A 21,119-nucleotide genomic window follows, 5' to 3' on the forward strand; every position below is an offset into this window, starting at 1 on the left:
CTTCAAGCTTCATTTTAGGCAAAAAAAAGGCCCCCATCTCTGGAAGCCATACGCTTAAACCTTAAAATTAGACAACAACTTTTTGTGTCTAAACTGTTATAATCAAATAACAACTAATTGCAATCTGTTAAAATACAAGTACTGTGCCAGAAAGAAATAATTCAGAAAAAAGAGCAACTTTTTTCAAATACCCAAGTCTTTAAATAAAAGACAAGAAAACCCAATGAAAATTCTCCTCTACTGCATTTGCTTTTCGAGCATACAGATTACTTTAGCACAATCCTCAGATTCCATTGTTCCTAAAAGAATCTACAATACAAACTCAATACCTGATAACCAAGTGATTAAACTTGATGCTTTCTTGGATGAAAAGATTTGGGATAGCGTAGATTGGGGTACAGGATTTCGAGTAAGACAACCTAACAATGGTGATAAAGCAACTCGAGATACTAAATTTAAGATCGTGTATGATCAGAATTTCATTTATGTTGGATATGAATGTTATGATAACGAACCAGATAAAATTGAGAAGAGATTAAGTAGAAGAGACAATTTTCCTGGTGATTGGGTAGAAATTAATTTCGACAGCTACAGAGATAATGCAACCGGATTTTCATTTACCATCTCTGCTTCTGGTGTAAAAGGGGATGAATTCATTACAGGTAATGGAAGTAACTGGGATGAAAGTTGGAATCCAATCTGGTATGCAGCAACTCGGATCACAGAAAATGGATGGAACGCTGAAATCAAGATACCACTTTCTCAGTTAAGATATTCACAAGCACGTGAACAAGAATGGGGATTTAATATCCAACGGAGGGATTTTAGAGTGGATGAGTTCAGTTCTTTTCAGTTTATTCCACAGAATGCATCTGGCTACATCAGTAATTTTGCTATTTTAAGAGGTCTTAAAAACCTGAAACCAAAACGACAAGTAGAAACCCAACCCTATATTGTCACTGGAAAGTCCTCTGGAAAAAATAGTAAGTTTAAGCTGACTGGAGGATTAGATGGCAAAATTGGATTAACATCTAACATCACGTTAGATTATACTTTAAACCCTGATTTCGGACAGGTAGATGCAGACCCGTCCGTATTAAACATCGATGGATTTGAAGTTTTCTTTCAAGAACGCCGCCCATTTTTTATTGAAAACAATAATTTGTTTTCTTTTGATGGTACTAATGCAGAAGCCGGTGGACCGTATAATAACGACAACTTGTTCTACTCAAGGAGAATCGGAAGTAACCCTAGAGGATCACACCATATTCCTGGTCATGCTCATAATATAAAAAGGCCTGAATTTACAAATATTCTAGGCGCAGCGAAAGTAAGTGGAAAAACTAAAGAAGGATGGTCTCTTGGTATCTTAGAAGGAATGACTGCGCAAGAATTTGCAACATATAACATAGGTGAAAAAGAACATAAGGGTACAGTTGAGCCTCTTACGAACTATTTCGTAGGTAGACTTTCTAAAGATTTACAAGGAGGTGCTTCTCAAGTCGGTGGCACTTTCACACAAGTAACTAGATTTTTAGAGGACACTGGACTCGAAGATCAATATCACAAAACCACTAGTTCTGGCGGGCTTAATGTTTTTCATTCATGGCAAGATAGAAAATGGCAATTTGTGGGTAAGTTGATTGCTAGTAATGTAGCTGGAACCGCTTTAAAAATCAAAGAAACACAAGAAGATTTCAGACACTATTTCCAAAGACCCGATGCTGATCATCTGAATGTTGTGGATGACAAAACAAATTTGGCGGGGCATGGCGGAGACCTTGCGCTGGCAAATTATGGTGGTAAGGATAATATTTCTTATCAATTTGGATTGACTTGGCGATCACCAGGGCTTGAATTAAATGACATTGGCTTTTTAAATTCTGCAGATATTATTAATCACTACTTATGGGCGGGCTATCGTTTTCCTAAACCATTTGGAATCTTCAGGAGTGCAAGAGTTAACTACAACCATTATTTGGGATATTCATTTGGTGGAGTCAACAACTTACAAGCTGTGAATACAAATATCCATGGTGGCTTTACAAATTTCTGGGAAGCTGGAACAGGCATGACTGTAACTTTCAAAGAAATATCGAACAAAGCTTTATTCGGAGGGCCTTCACTTCGAAATAGTAGTGGTTTTAATAACTGGGGATACATTGGGACTGATTCAAGAAAAAAATTGCGGACTAATCTTTTTTGGAGCAAGTTTACACCATTTACATGGGACAAAGGATCCTCCAACAGATATAGCTATGAACTTTCCTTCTCCTTGCAAGCGAGTGATGCATTTTCCATTTCAGCAGGACCCGAGTATTCTTATAATTTCAATGCTTTGCAAAACGTCAGCTTTAATACCTTTAATAATCAAGATCGATATATAACTGGAAGTGTAATTCAGAGAACAGTGTCATTGTCCGTCAGACTTAGTTATAATTTTACTCCGAATCTGACACTAGAATATTGGGGGCAGCCCTTTATTTCCAAAGGAGAATATAGTGACTTCAAGTATATTAATCATCCGCTTGCTAGAAATTTCGACGATCGATTTGCTGCATATAGTACAAGTCAAATCACATTTTCTAATAATGACCTATACCATGTGGATGAAAATCTTGATGATCAAATTGATTATCAATTTGAAAATCCAGATTTCAATTTTATGCAGTTCAGATCTAATGCTGTGTTAAGATGGGAATACATTCCTGGTTCTGAATTATTCTTAGTTTGGTCTCAAGGGGCCACTAATAACGGAGATCCGAGCAAAAAATTGCTTCACTCATTCAGAGAAGATTTGTTCTCAAAGAAAATCACAAACAACTTTTTAATCAAATTAACTTACCGACTAATTAATTAGAAATCTTGGATTCGCAACGAATAAATCCCAGTCATTGAGCAAATTTTGAAGAAGTGTTTCAACTTCTGCTTTGATCAATGGAGAATACTCTTTGTAGTCTTCATCTTGCTGTAATTCAAGAATATATACAATTAAATTAAAGCACATATTAAACTGTCCAGAGATAATTAATTTATCTAACATCCTATTCAGCTCATCATCTTCTGTGAACCATAGATTGGTCCCAAATCCTGCTGCTTCACTTATGGTTGATGCGAGTTCTTTACCTAGCAAATCAGGATAAGGTTTTTTCATATGTTCAGGGCAATTCGGCAAAGACTGAAACCTTTTCGTTCTATTGTTAAAGTTATCTTCCGTCAGTTCCTTAGAAAGGTTCGAAATTCTACGATGTTCATAATCTACACTATTGTAGATCTTGCCATAATTCAATCGACGAATTTGCTTGAGAAAAACATCCTGTAACAACATCAATAAGGACTTGATTCTATCCATAATTAACGGCTCATAATCACCCACTTTATAATCGGTTAAATTCAGAGCAGACAGATGTTGATAGTAGAATTCAGGCACTTGCTTCTTTATAAAATTCCCAATTTTTCTCCCTAATCCCTTCACAAACGCTCGCCCTATTAAAAATCCTGCTAACAATACGATGCCTACGGAAAGTAAAGCTATACCGATTCCAGTTCCTATATTATTTTGGAAGCCAGCCATCCAAGCAATGATTATAGCACCAATGATGAGGACCGAAAGAGTTAGTAAAACACCTGTCGTAATACGGCGAATGGATTGTATCACACTTTTCACATTCTTCGTACGAAGGCCTTCCATTTTTCCATCCTTATAAAATTCAAAGCCACTCATATCGGGTGAAGACACATCCGAAATAATGATTAGGTCATGCTTTTCACTATTCCGAACTTCGCTTAATTGAATGGCATCTATGCCTTGGTTATCATAAATTCCTCCATCCATAAGTCCCACATCCTCTAAATACTTCTCAGACTTAAGTTCTTCTAATCCATTAGATGCAGCATGAAGAAAATCGCCTGGAAATCCAATGGGTTCAAAGCCACCTGGGAAACAAGATGAAGCAGCAATAATATCTGCTAGTTTTATTTCTCCTTGAATAGCTTTAGGAACTTTAACATAATTGTTGCCTAGTGCTCCTCGATTCTGAAATCTAAAATTAATTCCATGATTAAACTCCGTTGCATTAAACACAACTAACTTCAGATGAGACTTACCATCCTCTGTAAATTCTGAGAATGTAGCTCCTTCGGTGAAATGCTCATCATAAATTTCTGAAAACGCATTGATTAGATTTCTTCGCTTTGTCTTATTCTGCCATTCACCATCTAATTTCAACTTCGCAATTCCTTCTTTTATTAAATCCCTATTCCGTAACTGGTAAATAAGTCGATCATAGATCTGATCAAATGTTTCTCCTCTTTCCTTGAATAGGGCATAAACAACGCCCGTTATGGTACCTCCAGAAACGGTAGAAATTGCTTTCACATTTTCTAACAAGTCTACGCGATTAAGGTAAGACATCGCACCTAAGTGAAATGAAGCTGCTCTGTACCCGCCACCTGACATACACAATGCTATAGATTCGAATGGTTTCTTAGGGAGTTTTTTCATGGTTCGCCGAATATGAAGTTATATGGATTTGTACTTGTCATGAGCTGGTACTTTTCTGGAATCAGCTTGAAATTTTCTTTAAATTTATTGAATAAGTCCTTGGTTCTAAATTTCTCAACCTCAGTCAAGTAGAAATCAGAACCATAAAGAATCCGATGTTGATACTTTGGCATTTGCATCATGGCTGCAATCTTGATTCTGTTCGCTTCATCGTAATAGCAGTATGAAATATCCCCGTAAACATTTTCATGCTTTTCTATCATTTTCATGGTCTTAAAAACGAACGTTTTCGGGTCTTTCGGATTCTTATGAAATTTTTTCCATTCTTCATTATCACCAAAGTGGGCAAGATTCAATTTTAGTTTAGGAAACTGAATCGCTACTTTTTCCCAGTGTAACGGGTCCAGAAAAATAGCTTTCGCTCTATCTTTAGAATAAACTTCTACTTCGTGTTTAGAATCGACAACTTGACCGTTTAGAATTTTTCGCTTGCCAATTTCTATTTTTTTATGACTTGTTCTAGTGCGGAGCCCTCCACAATGAGTGGTTATTGGAATACTTTTTTCTTCACAAACCTTATAAATATCTAAGAGAATTGGATCAAGAGGCGAGTATCCTAATGAGGGATAAAGTTTAACTCCTAGAAATGGTGCTTTGTCATCTAATTCTTGTATTCCTGTTGTGTTATAATTTTTAATAAAAGCGGATAGGAAATATTCATAAGCATCCGGATTATTTGGGTCAATGGCTAGAAATGGAAGAATTGTCTTCTCGTAAGAGAATTGCCGACCTGTAGGCATAAAGGGTGAACTTCCTTTCAGCATTTGAAGCAACTGCTCTAGTTGTGTTTTATAATTAAAAACAGGAGCACCGGAAATCCCTCTTTCCATATCCATGGCAAGGTTAACAATGAAGAGTTTAGGTTGAATGTTATCATCAGCGAATGACTTATCATAAGCATTGATTAGGTTGTCTATGACTTTATTCGGGTCATGTAAATTTAAATATTTGCTAAAGTTCTTATTGAGCAATGCAAGCAAGTTCACCTTATCTTGGTTGCTCACCCAGTTTAACAGCTTAATGAAACCGGAAGGAATGTGATCTATGGAAAAGGAATGCGCATGGACATCAAAAAATGCGTGGTCTTTCTTGAGCAAGTTGGTATCATCGTATACGTGTGATCTTAGTGGTTCCCCTATCCTATCTCTAATTAGAGAAGGAATTCTTCTTGACGTGTTTAGAAATTCTTGTCTCGATATGGTCTGATCGGGTTTTCTAAGCATGCTTCGTTTTTTATATTAATAGCTGTAATCTCAAAATATTAACTTCTAGTGACAATAAAAAATGAAAAATGATGATATAGCAGTAAATGGAATGCTCGCAATTATGCAGCAAACGTGACTTATCTTCAGAATATCTTAAAATTTGCCAACCATAAGATAGGTCAATTATTTATTTAATGCCATTCTGCATTGGCCTTCCTAGGTGTCGCACCTAAAGGCGCTTTATGAGTGGCGCCCTTAATGGGCTACAGTGGTTTCGCCCTTATAGGCGTTTCTTACCTGAAATCCTATATTGAATCTATGTATCGCAAATAATAAGCAGCCGCTAAACAATCCCAATTTTCACAGCCCAACAGGTCCAGAGGACCGAATTTGTTGGTAACACATCCACAGACAGGAAAGAAAAGGTGCAGCGCACCGGAATTGTAATTTTGTCTTAAATCATATCAACTCAAGAAAAACTTTTCTAAGACTTATGTATCGCAAATAGCCAGCAGCTACTAACCAATACCACTTTTCACAACCCAACAGGTCCAGAGGACCGAATTTGTTGGTAACACATCCACAGACAGTAAAGCAAAGGTGCAGCGCACCGGCATTGTAATGTTGTCTTAAATCATATCAACTCAAGAAAAAAAATCAAGACTTCAGTATCGCAAAATGATAAGCATCTACTAGCTTATCGCCCTTAATAAATGCTGATTTTCTCAGACCTTCATTTTCAAACCCAACCTTCTCTAACACTTTCTTAGACGCAATATTATCCGAAAAAACATTGGCCTCAATTCTAAAAAGTCCCTTCTCCCCAAACCCTATCTCAAGGATCTTATTAATAGCTTTAGTGATAATCCCTTTCCGACGATGAAACGGACTAATCCAATAACCAATTTCTGCTTTGTGTGATGATTCACCACTAGAATACAAAAATCCAATGGCACCAATCATTTCCCCATTTAACCTAAGTGCAAACTGGTCTACATGACTAAAAAGCTCTTCAAATCTTCTACAGATCGATATAAACTCCTCTGCATCCTTCTCAAAATATGGATATGGAATATGAAGCGTATTCTTATAAATCTCTGGATCATTAATGTGCTTCACAATTGAATCTTTATCCGAAAACCGAATTTCTGTTAGCGACAACTCATCAGAAATTTCAAAGTTAGCTGACAACAAATCACTCATTTTTATATATTTTCACTACATTCTCATTTGGCTTCACATAGCCTCTATACATTCCTTCTGAATTAAAAGGCATCGATATATTTCCATCTTTATCTAACGCTACCACTCCTCCACTGCCGCCTTTCTCCACTAGCTTTTCATTAATTATATAATTACCTGCTTCCTCTAGACTTACACCTTTGTATTCCATCATTGCTGCGATATCTCTCGCCACCGTATACCGGATGAAAAATTCACCATGGCCTGTAGAAGAAACTCCACAACTCGCATTATCTGCAAATGTTCCAGCACCGATGATAGGTGCATCCCCGATTCTATTATACCTTTTATTCGTCATTCCTCCAGTCGATGTACCAGCACATAGATTTCCATCTTTATCTAAAGCAACAGCACCAACCGTCCCGTATTTATAATCACCATTTAGGTCTTGAATTTCAAGCCCAAGTTCCATCTCTTTGGCTTTCGCTCTTTCTAGCGCTTTCAACCTATTTTCCGTTCTAAAATAAGATGGATCTACTATTTCTAGACCTTGCACCTTCGCAAATTCCTCTGCGCCTTTTCCAGAAAGCATCACATGCTCCGACTTTTCCATCACCGCTCTTGCAGCATTTATCGGATTCTTAATATTGGTAACTCCTCCTATTGCCCCAGCGTTCTGATCCTTTCCGTACATGATACTAGCATCCATTTCATTAATTCCTGCATTGGTAAACACCGCACCTTTCCCAGCATTGAACAGCGGTGAATTCTCCATAAAATTAATGGTTTTCTGGACTGCGTCAATACTTGATCCACCATTTTTTAATATGTTTTCTCCGATTTCAAGTGCATCTGATAATGCCTTTCGATATTCCGCATCTTTCTCTTCAGACATATTCGCTTTCAATATCGTTCCTGCTCCTCCATGAATTACCATGGCATATTCAGGTCGCTCTTTTTTATCTGCAGCTACTACATTCGTTTCTTGCTGCTCACAAGAAAAAGTTAAAAACGGAAGTACCAATAGTAAGACTAGAAACTTTCGCATAATCATCAATTTTTTAAAGTGAGTTTTGTTGGATTTTTTGAACAATTCGTATACCATTATCGTAAATTTTAGACATTTTCGATTGTCCTAATTTACTTTTTAATTTTAATCTATACTGAATATTCTTAAGATAATCTCGTCCTTTTAATCCTATAAGTCCTAGATAAGGAAGCAAAAACATCAAAAATGCCCACCATCCTACGACAAATAGCAATATGATAAAGATTAGCGTGAATAAAATCATGTAAGCTCCTAACGAAGCTGCAATAGCTATGGAGGCGATAAATTCATTTTCCCTCACATATTTATTCCTAATCTTGATACCTATAATAACAGGTAATGCATTAAGCAATAAAAACAGACAAACAGGAATAAAGATAAGTGCACCGAAAAGCAGTTCCCCAAAACTTACTGGCTTGGGATCAAATTTGTGTAAATCTGGCCGGGCTTCTTCCACCCCATCGAAATCAACATCTTCATTTAACTTTAAGCTCAGGTCTCTTTCTTGAATAAACTTCTCAGGCTCATTATGTTTTACACGAAGTCCCGTCTTCACAGGAATATCCCATTGACCTAAATCTAACACAGTATTCAATGATTCTTGTGCAACATTATCATTCAGAACTAGCAGCAAATCGCTTAGTTTCTTTTCTATAGTAACCGTTAAATCCTTAATCGCCCTCGGCATTTCTTTCTGATCCTCAACCACTTCAGGATGGATCGGATCTCCAATATTAATATTGACATAAGATCTCCATCTATTCGGACCTGAATAATTAATCCCTATCGGAACAATCGTTAGATTTTTGTCCGATTGCAACTCTAAAGTTTCCAGCGCCATTCGAGCAGCTCCTTTCTTAACTGGTCTTAAGTGTTTCACTTCTGTTGTACTCGCCTCAGGAAAAATCAAAATGGCCTTACCTTCCGCTAATTTTTCATAGCTAATATTCATCACCTTCCTATTATTCCTTAATTTCCCATATCCATCACGAAAACGATAGATAGGAATCTGATTAGTAGAAATAAGAATTTTGCTTAGTACTGGCTTTTCAAATAAATCCCCACGAACGAGAAAATGTAGTGTTCTGGGTAGGAAACATGCTAGCAAACATGGTTCTATAAAACCAGTAGGATGATTGCTGCAAAGTAAAACCGGTGAATCCAAGGGAAGGTTTTCGAGCCCATTAATGGTTATCCTTCGGAAATAAGCTTTTAATGCAAATCGGGTCAGCGGTCTTAAAATAAAATAGAGCATTAAGGCGAAATTAACTTATTATTGTGCAATGATAAGCATAATGCATTGAAGGAAAAACATCTTTTAGTAATTACCGGTCCGACAGCAGTAGGAAAAACTGCGCTAACCATACAATTAGCGACAGAATATCAGCTGGAAATTGTTTCCTGCGACAGTAGGCAATTTTACAAAGAGATGAATATTGGCACTGCTAAACCTTCTGTTAATGAACTCCAGCTCGCACCTCATCACTTTATTAATACCCTATCCATTAGTGAAGATTACTCAGCTGGTGACTTCGAACGTGACGGACTAGCATTGTTGGATAAGCTATTTGAAAAATCAGATACCGTTATTCTTACCGGAGGCTCAGGATTGTATATCAAGGCTTTATGTGAAGGATTCGATGAATTCCCAGACGTACCAAGTGTCATTTTCGAAAAGATTAATCAGTACCCATTAGAAAAATTACAGGCTGAACTTTCCTTAAAAGACCCCACCTACTTTCAGAAAGTAGATATCGAAAATAAACAAAGACTCGTAAGAGCTCTATCTGTTTTTGAAAGTTCAGGAAAACCATTCAGCCATTTTTTAGGCAAGAGAAGTAGAGCCAGAAACTTTACACCAACTTATGTTATTCTTAATAGAAATCGAGAAGAACTTTACGAAAGAATTAATCTGCGAGTAGATCAGATGATCGAACAAGGACTAGAAGCTGAAGCCAAAGAATTATTTCCTTTTCGTTCTTATAATTCCTTGCAAACGGTTGGATACCAAGAGTTTTTCGACTACTTCGACGGAAAAATTGAAAGAGATGAAGCCATTGAACTCATTAAGCGAAATTCAAGAAGATATGCTAAGCGTCAACTAACGTGGTTTCGCAAGATTCCAGACGCTATCTGGTTACACCCAGAAGACAAAATTGACCTAAAAACACTTATCTTTAATCCTTAGACACATTGACATAAAAACCGAACGTTAATATTATCCAGTAAATAAGTATATATGATTTGGAAGCAGGAATTCAATTTGGAAGAGATTAATAAAGTGAGAGTTGATAGTCTAGTCAACCATCTTGCCATTGTATTTACAGGTTTCGGTGATGACTACCTAGAGGCAGAGATGCCCGTTGACCATCGAACCATCCAGCCATATGGTATTCTACATGGAGGAGCATCTGTAGCGCTAGCAGAAACATTAGGCTCTATAGCCTCTGGTCTTTGTCTAAAAGCAGATTCTAATCTTGTTCCTGTAGGGATAGAAATCAATGCAAACCATCTAAAAAGCGTGACTGGCGGAAAAGTGATCGGGCGCGTTACTCCGATTCGAGTCGGAAAATCGATGCACGTGTGGAATATAGAAATAAGAAATGAAGAAGGAACATTAACTTGTGTTTCGCGTTTAACTACCATGATTATAAACAAAAGATAAAATATGAAAGCATTTTTTAGTGTAATTACCTTTCTTGTCATTGGATTCAATGCCATTATTGGTCAAGGTAATTTGAACATTGAGCAGATAGCACATGTCCCGAATGCAGAAAAACTTAATGATATCTGGGGATATGTAGCAGAAGATGGTACAGAATATGCTATCATCGGAACTAGGAATGCCACAGAAATATACAGTCTAGCAGATCCTTCGAATCCACTTCTTGTTAAAAGAGTACCTGGAGCGTCTACAGTCTGGAGAGATATAAAGGTTCTTGGTAATTATGCTTATGTGGTCGCAGATCAACCAGGAAGCAATGATGGTGTAATCATCATTAATATGACTAATGCCCCTGATGATATTACCTTTACCCAAGTAAATCCTGTTGTGAATGGGACTTCTATAGAGCGATGTCATAATCTATATATTGATACCTCGCTTCAAGTCATGTTTCTTGCTGGCTGTAACGGAAATAATACTCCCGTTTCAGGAGTTACCGCATTCGACATTACTACTGATCCGTTAGACCCAAAGTTGATTAATACCATAAGCACGGTTTATTCTCACGATGTTTTCGTTAGGGATAATTTAGTTTTCTCTTCTGAAGTTTTTGCAGGTCAACTGTCCATTTTTGATATCATGGACATCATGAATCCGATAGCACTAGGAAAGACGCCAACCACTCATTTCTTTACGCATAATGCATGGAGTAGTGATGATAACCAATACGTATACACAACCGATGAAGTTGCCAATGGAACGATCGATGCCTATGATATTTCTGACTTAGAAAATCCAGCCAGAGTAGATGTTTTCGAACCAGCCTCTATAGTTGGCTTAGGGATCGTACCACATAACACTCACTTTTTTAATGACTTTCTCATTACTTCTTGGTATGACTACGGGGTGGTCATTAACGACGTCAGAAAACCAGATAAACTTATAGAGGTAGGACATTTTAATACAGGCACAAATCCCAATTGCTGGGGCGTATATCCATATCTGCCTTCGGGATTAATCATTGCTTCAGATATAGATAATGGACTATTTGTTTTAAAAGCAGCTTATGAAAGAGCAGCTTATCTGACAGGGAAAGTAACCGATGCCGAAACTGGAAATCCTATTTTTAACGCAATCGTGCAGGCATTGACCGAACAACCTTTCGATGACAATACGAATCCTATAGGGGAATATGCCATTGGTGATTTAGTAGAAGGCAACTCCGAAATTGACTTCTATCATCCAGAATATGAGCCATATATAAGTGAAACGACCTTTATTAAAGGAGAAATAAAAGAATTAAATGCCCAATTAACTAAAAGACCGATTTTTAATCAGACCATCAAGACGGTGGATGCAATTACCGGCGAACCTATTAGTGATGTTCATGTAGTACTGCAAAAAAGAGGTTTGGAAATTGAAAAACGGACGGATGCAGAAGGCTTTGTAATAAGTGACTATGTTTCTGGAGACTTTAAGATCATTGCTGGAAAATGGGGATACAAATATGAGGTTATGGATGTCAATTTTAGTGCAGATGGTAGCTATACCATTGAACTAGAACCAGGATATCAAGATGATTTCATTTTTGATTATGACTGGACGAAAGAAGCGCCGAATACCAGAAGCGAATGGGTCCGAGCTATACCTATCGGAACGATCTATAATGGAGTGAATTCGAATCCAAGCGCTGACGTAGATGGAGATCTAGGAGAGTTCTGCTATGTAACTGGAAATGGAGCAGGTGGCGCTGGTGCTTTCGATGTAGACGATGGAAATTCGATTTTACTCAGTCCTATGATGGATCTAAGTAATTCACCTAATGCTACCCTTCAGTTTAATCCTTGGTTCTTTAACGATGGCGGTTCAGGAATTCCAGCAAATGACACTCTAAAGGTTTTTGCAAGTAATGGAAGTGAGAAAGTGCTCTTGGTTAATATTTCGGAAAACACAAATGGCTGGGGACCACTAATGATATTTAAACTAGCGGACTTTATTGCATTGAATGATCAAGTTCAAATTAGTTTCGAAGCATCCGATGATGCTGAAAATGGTCACTTGGTAGAAGCTGGATTAGATGCTTTTCTGGTAGAGCTAGCAGGTGTATCATCCGTCGAGAATGAGATCTCATTTCAGTCAAATTGGACTTTATTTCCTAATCCCGTGCTGAAAGAAATCAATATTAAGAATGATGAATTCGACGGATTGGTTAATTATACAATCTATAATAGTGCGGGAACAAAATTAGATGAAGGTCAATTTTCAGGCGCTCATAAAACAATTCCTGCTCCTAGAATAGATGGTGTATATTTCATCCAGATTAAGTCGAGTGAAGGAGAAGTGGAGAACAAGCGATTTGTGGTAACGCAACAATAAAGAGATTTGCCATGGATTTTTTTCTACATGTTTTTTAGGTCAATGTTTTCAACATTAACTTAAAGGAAGATTCCGTAAGCTTAGCACTTTCGTCTTACATTAGGATGCTCATAGTCTACGCTATGAATGGTTCGCGATGAAGTAAAATGATGGCAATAATGATGGCTACTTTTCTTGTTGATAGGTTATAAATTCCAGATCCTTATTTCATATAAAAAAACCTGCTGATATCTGAAAACACCCAATTTAAAATAACCTCTAAGTTCCTTCTCCAAATTATTCTTTCATAAATTTCACGCTTTTCTTAAAAGATAAGGGAGGAATATAGAAAAAATAATAACTTAGTGTCATGAGTACAATATCAATAAGTTCAGTCAAGCCTAAGTTAAGTTTCTGGCAAATATGGAATATGAGTTTCGGCTTTCTTGGAATCCAGTTTGGATTTGCATTACAGAATGCCAATGTGAGTAGAATTTTCGAAACCCTCGGGGCATCGAAAGATGAATTGCCGATCCTTTGGCTAGCTGCTCCAGTAACGGGTTTATTGGTTCAACCGATAATCGGTTATTATAGCGATAGAACATGGTCAGAGAAATGGGGGCGTCGTAGGCCTTTCTTTTTAGTTGGTGCTATCTTAGCCACCATTGCTTTGTTTCTAATGCCGAATTCAACGGCGTTATGGATGGCAGTAATTATGCTCTGGTTAATGGATGCATCTATCAATGTAAGCATGGAACCCTTTCGAGCATTCGTAGGAGATATGCTCCCTAACGAGCAGAGAACCAGTGGCTTCGCTATGCAGAGCTTTTTTATTGGTATAGGTGCTGTCATCGCATCTGCCCTACCCTGGATTTTCACGAATTGGTTTAATGTCAGTAATGTTGCTGGAGATGGCTTAATTCCCGATTCCGTTAGATGGTCTTTTTACGTAGGAGGAATTGCATACTTTCTTGCTGTACTTTGGACAGTTATCAAAACCAAGGAATATCCACCAGAAGACTTAGAAAAACTAAAAGCAGAAAATGCAGAAGTCACCATTTTTGGAGGACTCATAGAATCCTTCAAAGGAATATTCAAGATGCCAAAAACAATGCTTCAGCTTGCTTTTGTTCAATTCTTTTCATGGTTTGCACTATTTGCCATGTGGATTTATACAACTTCAGCCGTAACTAGCCATGTCTATGGAACGAGTGACTCTACTTCAGCTTTATATAATGAAGGAGCAGACTGGGTTGGGATTTGCTTTGCCATCTATAATGGGATTGCAGCGCTTGTAGCATTTTTATTGCCAATTCTAGCAAAGAAAACCAGTCGAAGAATGACACACCTAATAGCATTATTTTGCGGTGGGTTTGGTTTGTTTTCTATCTATTTTGTGACCGATCCTACCATGCTTTTGATTTCGATGGTCGGTGTAGGGATCGCATGGGCAAGTATATTATCAATGCCGTACGCCATTCTTTCGAGCACGTTACCTGCAGAAAAAATGGGCTACTACATGGGCGTCTTTAATTTTTTCATTGTTATCCCCCAGATTGTTGCAGCTGGAATTCTAGGCTTTATTTTAAAGACATTTCTAGGAAATGAATCCATTAATGCAATGCTGATCGGAGGAGTGAGTTTTCTCATTGCTGGAATTCTTTGTTTATTTGTACATGACAATGAAGAGACTGAATAACGATAGTGAATACTACTTAAAAAACTAATAAATCATGAATCAGCGATATATAGACTATGCCACATATAACATATGGGCTAACAACAGGTTAATCAATGATTTATCTAAACTGGATGAAAGCAAATTAACACAGGAAGTGGTTGGCAGCTTTCCATCTATACGTTCTATTCTCTTGCACATCTGGAATGCTGAGGCTGGGTGGCTTTCGCGCTTACAAACAAATGATTGGGGCGTTTTGAAATCTGATCAGTTCAAGGGAAATAGCAAAGAATTATTTACTTCTTGGCAAGCCACTTCTGAGCAGTTTAGGAAATATGTTGAAACTACAGATCTGGAAAGGAAAGTGAACTTTGAGCACAAAGGAGAGCAATTCTCCATTCCAGCAAGGGAAATTGCTCAAACGGTTTTTAATCATGGTAGCTATCATCGTGGCCAAGTAGTCATGTGCTTAAGGCAACTCGGTGTAACAGAAATTACGCAAACTGATTACATAGAATGGGTTCGAGAACAAGCAAGGGCAAAAGCCAAGATATAATCTAATCAATTGTGGTTAACTTATTACCAAGAATTGCAATATTTCTTAGACTCAAAAATTGACATAGATAAAAGTCTAACGAGTACTTAATGTGCACCCATATCTACTGTCGTCAAAAACGCTAGAACTGCTGTAAAGTTTCAGAGAAGTATTTCATTTCTTCATCGTTTCCTATTGAAACTCGGACACCTTCAGGCATTCCGAAACCATCTAATTTCCTTAATAAGATGTCTTTACTATCCATAAATTCAAAGAATTTGCTCGCAGCAGTAGCGTCAGAAAAAATTGCACATATAAAATTAGCATAAGATGGCAATGTTCTAATATTTTTCTGAGCAAATTGGTCTTGCAAAATATGTATCCACTTTGTATTATTAGTCAGTGTTTTAGCTACATGCTCCTCATCTCCTAAAGCTGCAGTGGCAGCAACTTGGGCAAGCAGATTTGGATTAAAAACAAGCTTTACCTTTTTTAATACATTAATAACATGCGAAGAACCGATAGCATAACCTATTCTTACCCCAGCCAGACCGTAAAGTTTAGAAAATGTTCTAAGTGTTAGTACATTGGGTAGATTTAGCAAAGAAGAATCTGGAAAATCAGCATCTATAGCTTGTGCATATGCGAAATATGCCTCATCAATAATGACTAAAACATTAGACGAAATTCGACTAATGGTACGCTTTAATTCTTTAGCACCTATCGCCATGCCTGTTGGATTATTCGGATTGCATAAATAAACCATTTTCGTATTTTCCTTAACTGAAGCAACCACTTGTTCTAAGTCAAAAGCATAATCGATATTGCTAACAATTTCTAATGCTAAGTCATTCATTAAGCTAAACTTGTTAAAAGCTACAAACGAGTTATCATTCGTTACCACGTGATCTCCAGCTAGAGTAAAGGCCTTAAACATGGAATACAGCAATCCGTCTAAACCATTAGATAAAATGATCTCTTCTTCATTCCGATGATGCATTTTAGCTAGCTCGGTGACTAAACTTTCTCCCAGAGGATCAGGATAAAGGTTGATAGAACTTAAATTTTTTCGGATGGCTTCCATCGCTAATGGTGATGGACCATAATTATTTTCATTAGAACTTAGAATGGCTTTATACCTAATAAAATCTGAAGGATCACTTGATTTTCCTGGTTTATAAGGTGTCAAATTCTGAATATGCGGAAGGATTTTTACCATAGTATATTTGTATATGCAATTATTGCGTCTGCAATATTATATAATTTTAGTGAAGAAGAAAATAACTTTGACAGAAAATAATTATACCTTTACATTACATTCTTATATAATACGTATTATAAAAAATAGAGCATGAGACTTATTTTCCTTTTATCACTTACCATTTTTTTATTTGCTAATTGTGCAGACAGTCCTGAGAGACCAGCTCCTGTAATGACACAATCACAACATGATGCAGTCAATGCAGAATCAGCAGCACTACAAGCACAGAAAGCAGCTCAAGCAGCAGCTGCCTCAGTAGCAAGTCCAAGTGTGTTACATTATTACTGTAGTACACACCCGACTAAAGGTGGTGATGCACAAGGAGCATGTCCAGATTGTGGTCAAGCTTTAGTTCACAATCAAGCTTTTCACAATACACCTGCAACGCCAGGTGCAGCAACTCCTGGAGCAATTACACCTAATCCAGTTCCTGCAGCTGCTACAAATGCTGCTGGAGTTTACCATTATACTTGTTCTAATGGTTGTGCTGGAGGTGCGGCAGCTCAAGCAAATTGTGCAGTTTGTGGAAATCCACTAGCACATAATCAGGCATACCATAATTAAAAAGAAATGGAAGGTTGGAATGAAAATTCCAACCAACTTTTACTCTCGTAAAAGCATACAGTAATCCTATTTACTTTGTGCCTTTCTAAAAGATTCGAATATTAGCTATTATTCGATCTTCTATCTATTCAGACTTCTTCCTAAGAAAACATTAGTATTTCTACCGCATATCTTAAATGTATTAGGCTAAGTGAAACTTACTTAAATTTTGAAGCCAGCTCTTGACCTACTGCGATATCTTGCATTCCTCTTCCGTCTCCTCGACTAGAAGAAAGTTTTAATCCTTCATATGTTTTATAATCTGTCCAAGGTGTAGAAAATCTCGGCTCTTCATCTTCGAAATTCGTATAGAAATCCCATTGGCTAACAAGATTAGTGTTTGGATCAACGTACACTACATATTTATTCTCTGGTGTTACTCCTACTCCTTCAAAAGTCAGCTGGACCTTTTCAGCTTCCTCACCAGATGTCGTTTCTCCTTTGCCTATATATTTCAATGTAACACCAGAATCCTTCAATTTGTAAGGAAGGAAAATCCAGTAAGAATCATTAATCCAAAACTCTTTTCCTCGTTTAAGAAAATCCTTCTGAGCAGCAACATCATCTACTACTTCTCCTTTCACCTTGACACTTCCAGTCATTGATTCTAGATTCATATTGATCAATAAACTATCTTTTTCACTTTCGATAATCAGATCACCTGACTTTTTATTCCAAGTATGTAACCGATTCCCAAAAAATCTCCATTGAAGATATTCTGTACTATCCCAAGCAGCCCGGCCTCCAGAGGCAAGCATAACAGCATCTGCAATCTCAATTGCTTTAGCATCACTTCCTTCTAAATTGAATCCACTTGCAGGCGGGTTCGTTATTGTCACTTGCTTTTCTTCGCAAGAAAAAATGGTTAAACATAAGATAAGGCAAATTGCTGCTGTTTTCATTTATTTTTTATTTAATGTAAATATAGTAATCTCTGGTCTGACATTAAATCGGACCTGCCACAAGTGACCTAAGGCTCGATTAATATACATTGACAAATTCGGATTCAATTCAATTTCACCAGCGCTGTAGTTCTTATTTTTAACAGGCAGCATCGGTGGTTCTAAGAATGGTGGATCGACTTGTCCGCCATGTGTATGCCCACTGAGAATCCATCCATTGATGTTTTCCCAGATTGCTTCATCAGCGACATCTGGATTGTGGCAGAGAATAATCTTACCATTTTCATTCTTCACCTTTCTCAGCACTTCAGTTGGGTTATAATTCGTTCCCCAGAAGTCATCAATGCCAATGATTCCCAATTCCTCAACTTCGACGTATTCATTTCTGAGTACCTGAATGCCAGCTCTTTCTAAAATTCCATTTATCGTATGCGCAACTTCTGCATTACTCCAGTTTTCTCCATAATCATGGTTGCCGAAAATGCCAAAAGTGCCCATTTTACCTTTTAAAGTATGTTTCACAACTTCTTCTAGTTGATTAAATTGTTCATCTGAATCATAAGTGATGTAATCTCCCGTGTAGACTACTATATCAGGTTCATGGACCTTAGCTTTTTCAAGAGATTTCATCAAGTATTCTCTTGGAAATCGATCTCCTACATGCATGTCTGAAATTTGCATTAAGGTCTTTCCTTGTAACTTACTTGGCAAATTTTTAATATCCATCTTTTTATGGACAAACTCTAACCAAAACGGCTCCATCTGCCAGCTATACACTCCCGTTAATAGCGGAATCGCTAAAATACCAGCGCTGTTGTATATAAACTTTCTCCTATTCATGAGACATAGTGTTCTACCACAGGAAATGGATCATAGTAATGATGTAATAATTTCTTCCATGTTAAATACTGATCTGACTTCCTAAAACCTTCCGTATGCGCTTCTAAACTTTCCCATTCTACTAGTAATATAAACTTGTGATCATTCTCTAGACATTTCTTAAGGCGATGATTCAAATAACCTTCTATGCTCGAAATCAGAGGTTCTGCTCTTCTAAAATCTGCCTCAAACTTCGACACCATTCCTTTTTTTACCTCTAAAATTGCTACTTCTAAAACCATAAATAAGTTTATATTGGGCTAAAATACAACAGATATGACAACTGCAACCCGATTATTTTATTTTATCATCTTCCTTTTTTGTGTTAATCTTGGAATTGCTCAAGTTCAGCAAGATGATCGAATGTATGAAATCATTGAAAATAGTTCTGCAGATCGCATTCAATCAGACATCGAGAAACTGGTCAGTTTCGGAACTAGACATACATTATCAGATACCGTTTCTACAACGAGGGGAATAGGTGCAGCAAGAAGATGGATCAAAGCAGAATTTGAAAATATTTCATCTGATTGCGGTGGTTGTCTAGAAGTGAAATACCAAAGCGGGGACGTTAAACCAGGTGAATCCAGAAGAATTCCTGAAGGTGTTCATATTGTTAATGTTATGGCCATTAAAAGAGGAACCGTCTATCCAGATCGATACATCATCATGTCCGGTGACATCGATAGCCGAGTATCTAATCCTCTTAATGCTACTGATGATTCTCCTGGCGCAAATGATAACGCAAGTGGAATCGCAGGAGTCCTAGAAGCGTCTAGAATACTCTCGAAATACGATTTTGCTACCTCTATCATATTCGTTGGCCTTTCTGGAGAAGAGCAAGGTCTCTTCGGCGGTCAGATCATGGCCAAAGAAGCCAAAGATAAAGGCTGGGATATCATTGGAATTTTGAACAATGATATGATTGGGAATATTCACGGAATAGATGGTGTCATTGACAACAGTACTTTTAGAGTTTTTTCTCAAGCAGCTCCACCTGATGAAAATGAGCAAAAAAGAATATGGAAAAGATTCTATGGCGGAGAAGTAGATGGGCCAAGCCGTCAACTCGCTCGATACGTAGAAAAAATGACGAGTCAGTATATGACGAACTTAAGAGCAATCATGATTTACAGATTAGATAGATTTGGCCGAGGTGGGCATCACAAACCTTTCAATGATGCTGGATTTCCTGGAGTACGAATTATGGAAACACACGAAAACTATAATATGCAGCATCAGGATATTAGAGTTGAAGATGGTATCGCTTATGGAGATGTCATCGATGGTGTTGATTTTGATTATGCATCTAAGTTAACCGCTGTTAATGCTATTACACTTGCAGGTATTGCATGGGCTCCTAAGCCTCCTGAAGGATTGATGATAGGTGGCGCTGTCCAACCGTCGACTCGGTTGAAATGGGACAAGAGTAACGACAAGCACGTGAAAGGATATAAAATCTATTGGAGAGATACGACTTCTCCTCAATGGCAATATTCAAGATACGTGGGAAATGTCAGTGAATTCACGCTGAAAGGAATTGTTATAGATAATTATTTATTCGGAGTGGCTGCAGTTTCAGCTGATGGCAATGAGAGTGTAGTGACCTACCCTAGTACTTTGATTCCGAGAAGATAATAGATTCCGTTTTAGCAAGCATTTACTATTTCATAGCAATGGTAGTAAATTCAGAAATTCGTTGATAAGATTCGTCAGACAAAGATAGCTCATCACCATAGCAATGAATGTATTGACCAAATTTCATTCCGAGATAGTCTGCAGTCATCTCGAATGGATAAGGAAAATGCAATGGAGCATCATCCTCTATCGAAACGCTAATTGCATTAAGTTTAAGGCCTCTAAGCTTTCTACCAGTTTCTTTATTCCACTTTAATAAATCTGAAATTCTATCGAGAAAGACTTTCATCTTGCCGCTCATCGTATACCAAAAAATCGGTGTAACCAAGGTAACTTCTTTATGCGCAATAATTTTCTCTATAATTTGTAAAAAGTCATCATCAGTCGGACCTTCATAATTAAAGTGGGCAATTTCAAAATCATTAAGATGAACGACTTCCCCTTTAATTTGATCATTTAAATAAGTGCTTGCGAGATTTGTATTACCATTTTTTCGATGGCTGCCTTGAATGATTAACATGCTTGATCTTTAGAGATAAAATGTTATTCTTAAACTAAATCGTGAAAAGATTGTTTAACATAAACGAGGATAAGAAACGTATGG

18 protein-coding genes are annotated in these 21,119 nt (G+C 37.4%); 8 read left to right on the top strand and 10 right to left on the bottom strand.

The genetic code is table 11. The features are described from left to right. Nucleotides 1-223: 223 nt before the first annotated feature. On the top strand, nt 224-2,860 hold the full coding sequence (locus L2586_RS08250; RefSeq protein WP_235292396.1) for a DUF5916 domain-containing protein: 2,637 nt from the start codon (nt 224-226) through the stop codon (nt 2,858-2,860). On the opposite strand, the gene L2586_RS08255 is transcribed toward L2586_RS08250, so the two are convergent. The 5 genes from L2586_RS08255 to L2586_RS08275 form a co-directional block, all read right to left on the bottom strand. After that, entirely contained in the window at nt 2,849-4,504 is a 1,656-nt protein-coding gene (locus tag L2586_RS08255) for a patatin-like phospholipase family protein (protein WP_235292397.1), read from the bottom strand. The two genes, L2586_RS08250 and L2586_RS08255, sit on opposite strands and share 12 nt — an antisense overlap. Then, nucleotides 4,501-5,787 carry an amidohydrolase family protein gene (locus L2586_RS08260; RefSeq protein WP_235292398.1) on the bottom strand — a complete coding sequence of 429 codons (1,287 nt, stop codon included), beginning with the start codon at nt 5,785-5,787 and terminating at the stop codon, nt 4,501-4,503. Before L2586_RS08260 ends, L2586_RS08255 begins: the two co-directional genes overlap by 4 nt. 639 nt (nt 5,788-6,426) lie before the next feature. Continuing rightward, nucleotides 6,427-6,972: a GNAT family N-acetyltransferase gene (locus tag L2586_RS08265; RefSeq protein WP_235292399.1), complete on the bottom strand. Its 546-nt coding sequence runs from the start codon at nt 6,970-6,972 to the stop codon at nt 6,427-6,429. Continuing rightward, nucleotides 6,965-7,999: an isoaspartyl peptidase/L-asparaginase family protein gene (locus L2586_RS08270; RefSeq protein ID WP_235292400.1), complete on the bottom strand. Its 1,035-nt coding sequence runs from the start codon at nt 7,997-7,999 to the stop codon at nt 6,965-6,967. The genes L2586_RS08265 and L2586_RS08270 overlap by 8 nt, the downstream gene beginning before the upstream one ends. Before the next feature lie 13 nt (nt 8,000-8,012). Then, complete coding sequence (locus tag L2586_RS08275; RefSeq protein WP_235292401.1) at nt 8,013-9,254, bottom strand: lysophospholipid acyltransferase family protein; 1,242 nt, start codon at nt 9,252-9,254, stop codon at nt 8,013-8,015. 45 nt (nt 9,255-9,299) lie between these two features. Here L2586_RS08275 and miaA point away from each other — a divergent pair, with 45 nt between their 5' ends. The 5 genes from miaA (at nt 9,300) to L2586_RS08300 (ending at nt 15,253) form a co-directional block, all read left to right on the top strand. Further along, nucleotides 9,300-10,187 carry a tRNA (adenosine(37)-N6)-dimethylallyltransferase MiaA gene (miaA, locus tag L2586_RS08280; RefSeq protein WP_235292402.1) on the top strand — a complete coding sequence of 296 codons (888 nt, stop codon included), beginning with the start codon at nt 9,300-9,302 and terminating at the stop codon, nt 10,185-10,187. 51 nt (nt 10,188-10,238) lie between these two features. Beyond that, nucleotides 10,239-10,664 carry a hotdog fold thioesterase gene (locus tag L2586_RS08285; protein WP_235292403.1) on the top strand — a complete coding sequence of 142 codons (426 nt, stop codon included), beginning with the start codon at nt 10,239-10,241 and terminating at the stop codon, nt 10,662-10,664. A gap of 3 nt (nt 10,665-10,667) precedes the next feature. After that, the gene (locus tag L2586_RS08290) at nt 10,668-13,040 is read left to right on the top strand and encodes a choice-of-anchor B family protein (RefSeq protein WP_235292404.1); all 2,373 of its coding nucleotides are present in this window, start codon (nt 10,668-10,670) and stop codon (nt 13,038-13,040) included. A gap of 349 nt (nt 13,041-13,389) precedes the next feature. Next, a complete protein-coding gene (locus tag L2586_RS08295; RefSeq protein ID WP_235292405.1) occupies nt 13,390-14,718 on the top strand; it encodes an MFS transporter in 1,329 nt (442 codons plus the stop codon). Between the two features lie 34 nt (nt 14,719-14,752). After that, nucleotides 14,753-15,253, top strand: coding sequence for a DinB family protein (locus tag L2586_RS08300; RefSeq protein ID WP_235292406.1), 501 nt, complete (start codon nt 14,753-14,755; stop codon nt 15,251-15,253). Nucleotides 15,254-15,374: 121 nt separating this feature from the next. On the opposite strand, the gene L2586_RS08305 is transcribed toward L2586_RS08300, so the two are convergent. Continuing rightward, the gene (locus L2586_RS08305) at nt 15,375-16,451 is read right to left on the bottom strand and encodes a pyridoxal phosphate-dependent aminotransferase (RefSeq protein ID WP_235292407.1); all 1,077 of its coding nucleotides are present in this window, start codon (nt 16,449-16,451) and stop codon (nt 15,375-15,377) included. 132 nt (nt 16,452-16,583) lie between these two features. Here L2586_RS08305 and L2586_RS08310 point away from each other — a divergent pair, with 132 nt between their 5' ends. Beyond that, complete coding sequence (locus tag L2586_RS08310; RefSeq protein ID WP_235292408.1) at nt 16,584-17,057, top strand: heavy metal-binding domain-containing protein; 474 nt, start codon at nt 16,584-16,586, stop codon at nt 17,055-17,057. A 197-nt stretch (nt 17,058-17,254) separates the two neighbouring features. On the opposite strand, the gene L2586_RS08315 is transcribed toward L2586_RS08310, so the two are convergent. The 3 genes from L2586_RS08315 to L2586_RS08325 are packed head-to-tail and all read right to left on the bottom strand — an operon-like array spanning nt 17,255 to nt 19,119. After that, nucleotides 17,255-17,998: a hypothetical protein gene (locus L2586_RS08315; RefSeq protein ID WP_235292409.1), complete on the bottom strand. Its 744-nt coding sequence runs from the start codon at nt 17,996-17,998 to the stop codon at nt 17,255-17,257. Then, nucleotides 17,999-18,838: a metallophosphoesterase gene (locus tag L2586_RS08320; protein ID WP_235292410.1), complete on the bottom strand. Its 840-nt coding sequence runs from the start codon at nt 18,836-18,838 to the stop codon at nt 17,999-18,001. Then, entirely contained in the window at nt 18,835-19,119 is a 285-nt protein-coding gene (locus L2586_RS08325; protein WP_235292411.1) for an antibiotic biosynthesis monooxygenase family protein, read from the bottom strand. Before L2586_RS08325 ends, L2586_RS08320 begins: the two co-directional genes overlap by 4 nt. 34 nt (nt 19,120-19,153) lie before the next feature. Here L2586_RS08325 and L2586_RS08330 point away from each other — a divergent pair, with 34 nt between their 5' ends. Continuing rightward, entirely contained in the window at nt 19,154-20,515 is a 1,362-nt protein-coding gene (locus L2586_RS08330) for a M28 family metallopeptidase (RefSeq protein ID WP_235292412.1), read from the top strand. Nucleotides 20,516-20,540: 25 nt separating this feature from the next. Here L2586_RS08330 and L2586_RS08335 read toward each other — a convergent pair whose 3' ends face one another. Beyond that, nucleotides 20,541-21,035 (bottom strand): flavodoxin family protein, encoded by a 495-nt coding sequence (locus tag L2586_RS08335; protein WP_235292413.1) that lies wholly within the window; start codon nt 21,033-21,035, stop codon nt 20,541-20,543. Nucleotides 21,036-21,119: the final 84 nt, after the last annotated feature.

It is taken from the genome of Portibacter lacus, assembly GCF_021533215.1.
Lineage (GTDB): Bacteria > Bacteroidota > Bacteroidia > Chitinophagales > Saprospiraceae > Portibacter > Portibacter lacus.

Bases quoted from the DNA above. Each gene is read 5' to 3' on its own strand.
- L2586_RS08250 (WP_235292396.1), top strand. From the start codon at position 224: ATGAAAATTCTCCTCTACTGCATTTGCTTTTCGAGCATACAGATTACT.
- L2586_RS08255 (WP_235292397.1), bottom strand. From the start codon at position 4,504: ATGAAAAAACTCCCTAAGAAACCATTCGAATCTATAGCATTGTGTATG.
- L2586_RS08260 (WP_235292398.1), bottom strand. From the start codon at position 5,787: ATGCTTAGAAAACCCGATCAGACCATATCGAGACAAGAATTTCTAAAC.
- L2586_RS08265 (WP_235292399.1), bottom strand. From the start codon at position 6,972: ATGAGTGATTTGTTGTCAGCTAACTTTGAAATTTCTGATGAGTTGTCG.
- L2586_RS08270 (WP_235292400.1), bottom strand. From the start codon at position 7,999: ATGCGAAAGTTTCTAGTCTTACTATTGGTACTTCCGTTTTTAACTTTT.
- L2586_RS08275 (WP_235292401.1), bottom strand. From the start codon at position 9,254: ATGCTCTATTTTATTTTAAGACCGCTGACCCGATTTGCATTAAAAGCT.
- L2586_RS08285 (WP_235292403.1), top strand. From the start codon at position 10,239: ATGATTTGGAAGCAGGAATTCAATTTGGAAGAGATTAATAAAGTGAGA.
- L2586_RS08290 (WP_235292404.1), top strand. From the start codon at position 10,668: ATGAAAGCATTTTTTAGTGTAATTACCTTTCTTGTCATTGGATTCAAT.
- L2586_RS08295 (WP_235292405.1), top strand. From the start codon at position 13,390: ATGAGTACAATATCAATAAGTTCAGTCAAGCCTAAGTTAAGTTTCTGG.
- L2586_RS08300 (WP_235292406.1), top strand. From the start codon at position 14,753: ATGAATCAGCGATATATAGACTATGCCACATATAACATATGGGCTAAC.
- L2586_RS08305 (WP_235292407.1), bottom strand. From the start codon at position 16,451: ATGGTAAAAATCCTTCCGCATATTCAGAATTTGACACCTTATAAACCA.
- L2586_RS08310 (WP_235292408.1), top strand. From the start codon at position 16,584: ATGAGACTTATTTTCCTTTTATCACTTACCATTTTTTTATTTGCTAAT.
- L2586_RS08315 (WP_235292409.1), bottom strand. From the start codon at position 17,998: ATGAAAACAGCAGCAATTTGCCTTATCTTATGTTTAACCATTTTTTCT.
- L2586_RS08320 (WP_235292410.1), bottom strand. From the start codon at position 18,838: ATGAATAGGAGAAAGTTTATATACAACAGCGCTGGTATTTTAGCGATT.
- L2586_RS08325 (WP_235292411.1), bottom strand. From the start codon at position 19,119: ATGGTTTTAGAAGTAGCAATTTTAGAGGTAAAAAAAGGAATGGTGTCG.
- L2586_RS08330 (WP_235292412.1), top strand. From the start codon at position 19,154: ATGACAACTGCAACCCGATTATTTTATTTTATCATCTTCCTTTTTTGT.
- L2586_RS08335 (WP_235292413.1), bottom strand. From the start codon at position 21,035: ATGTTAATCATTCAAGGCAGCCATCGAAAAAATGGTAATACAAATCTC.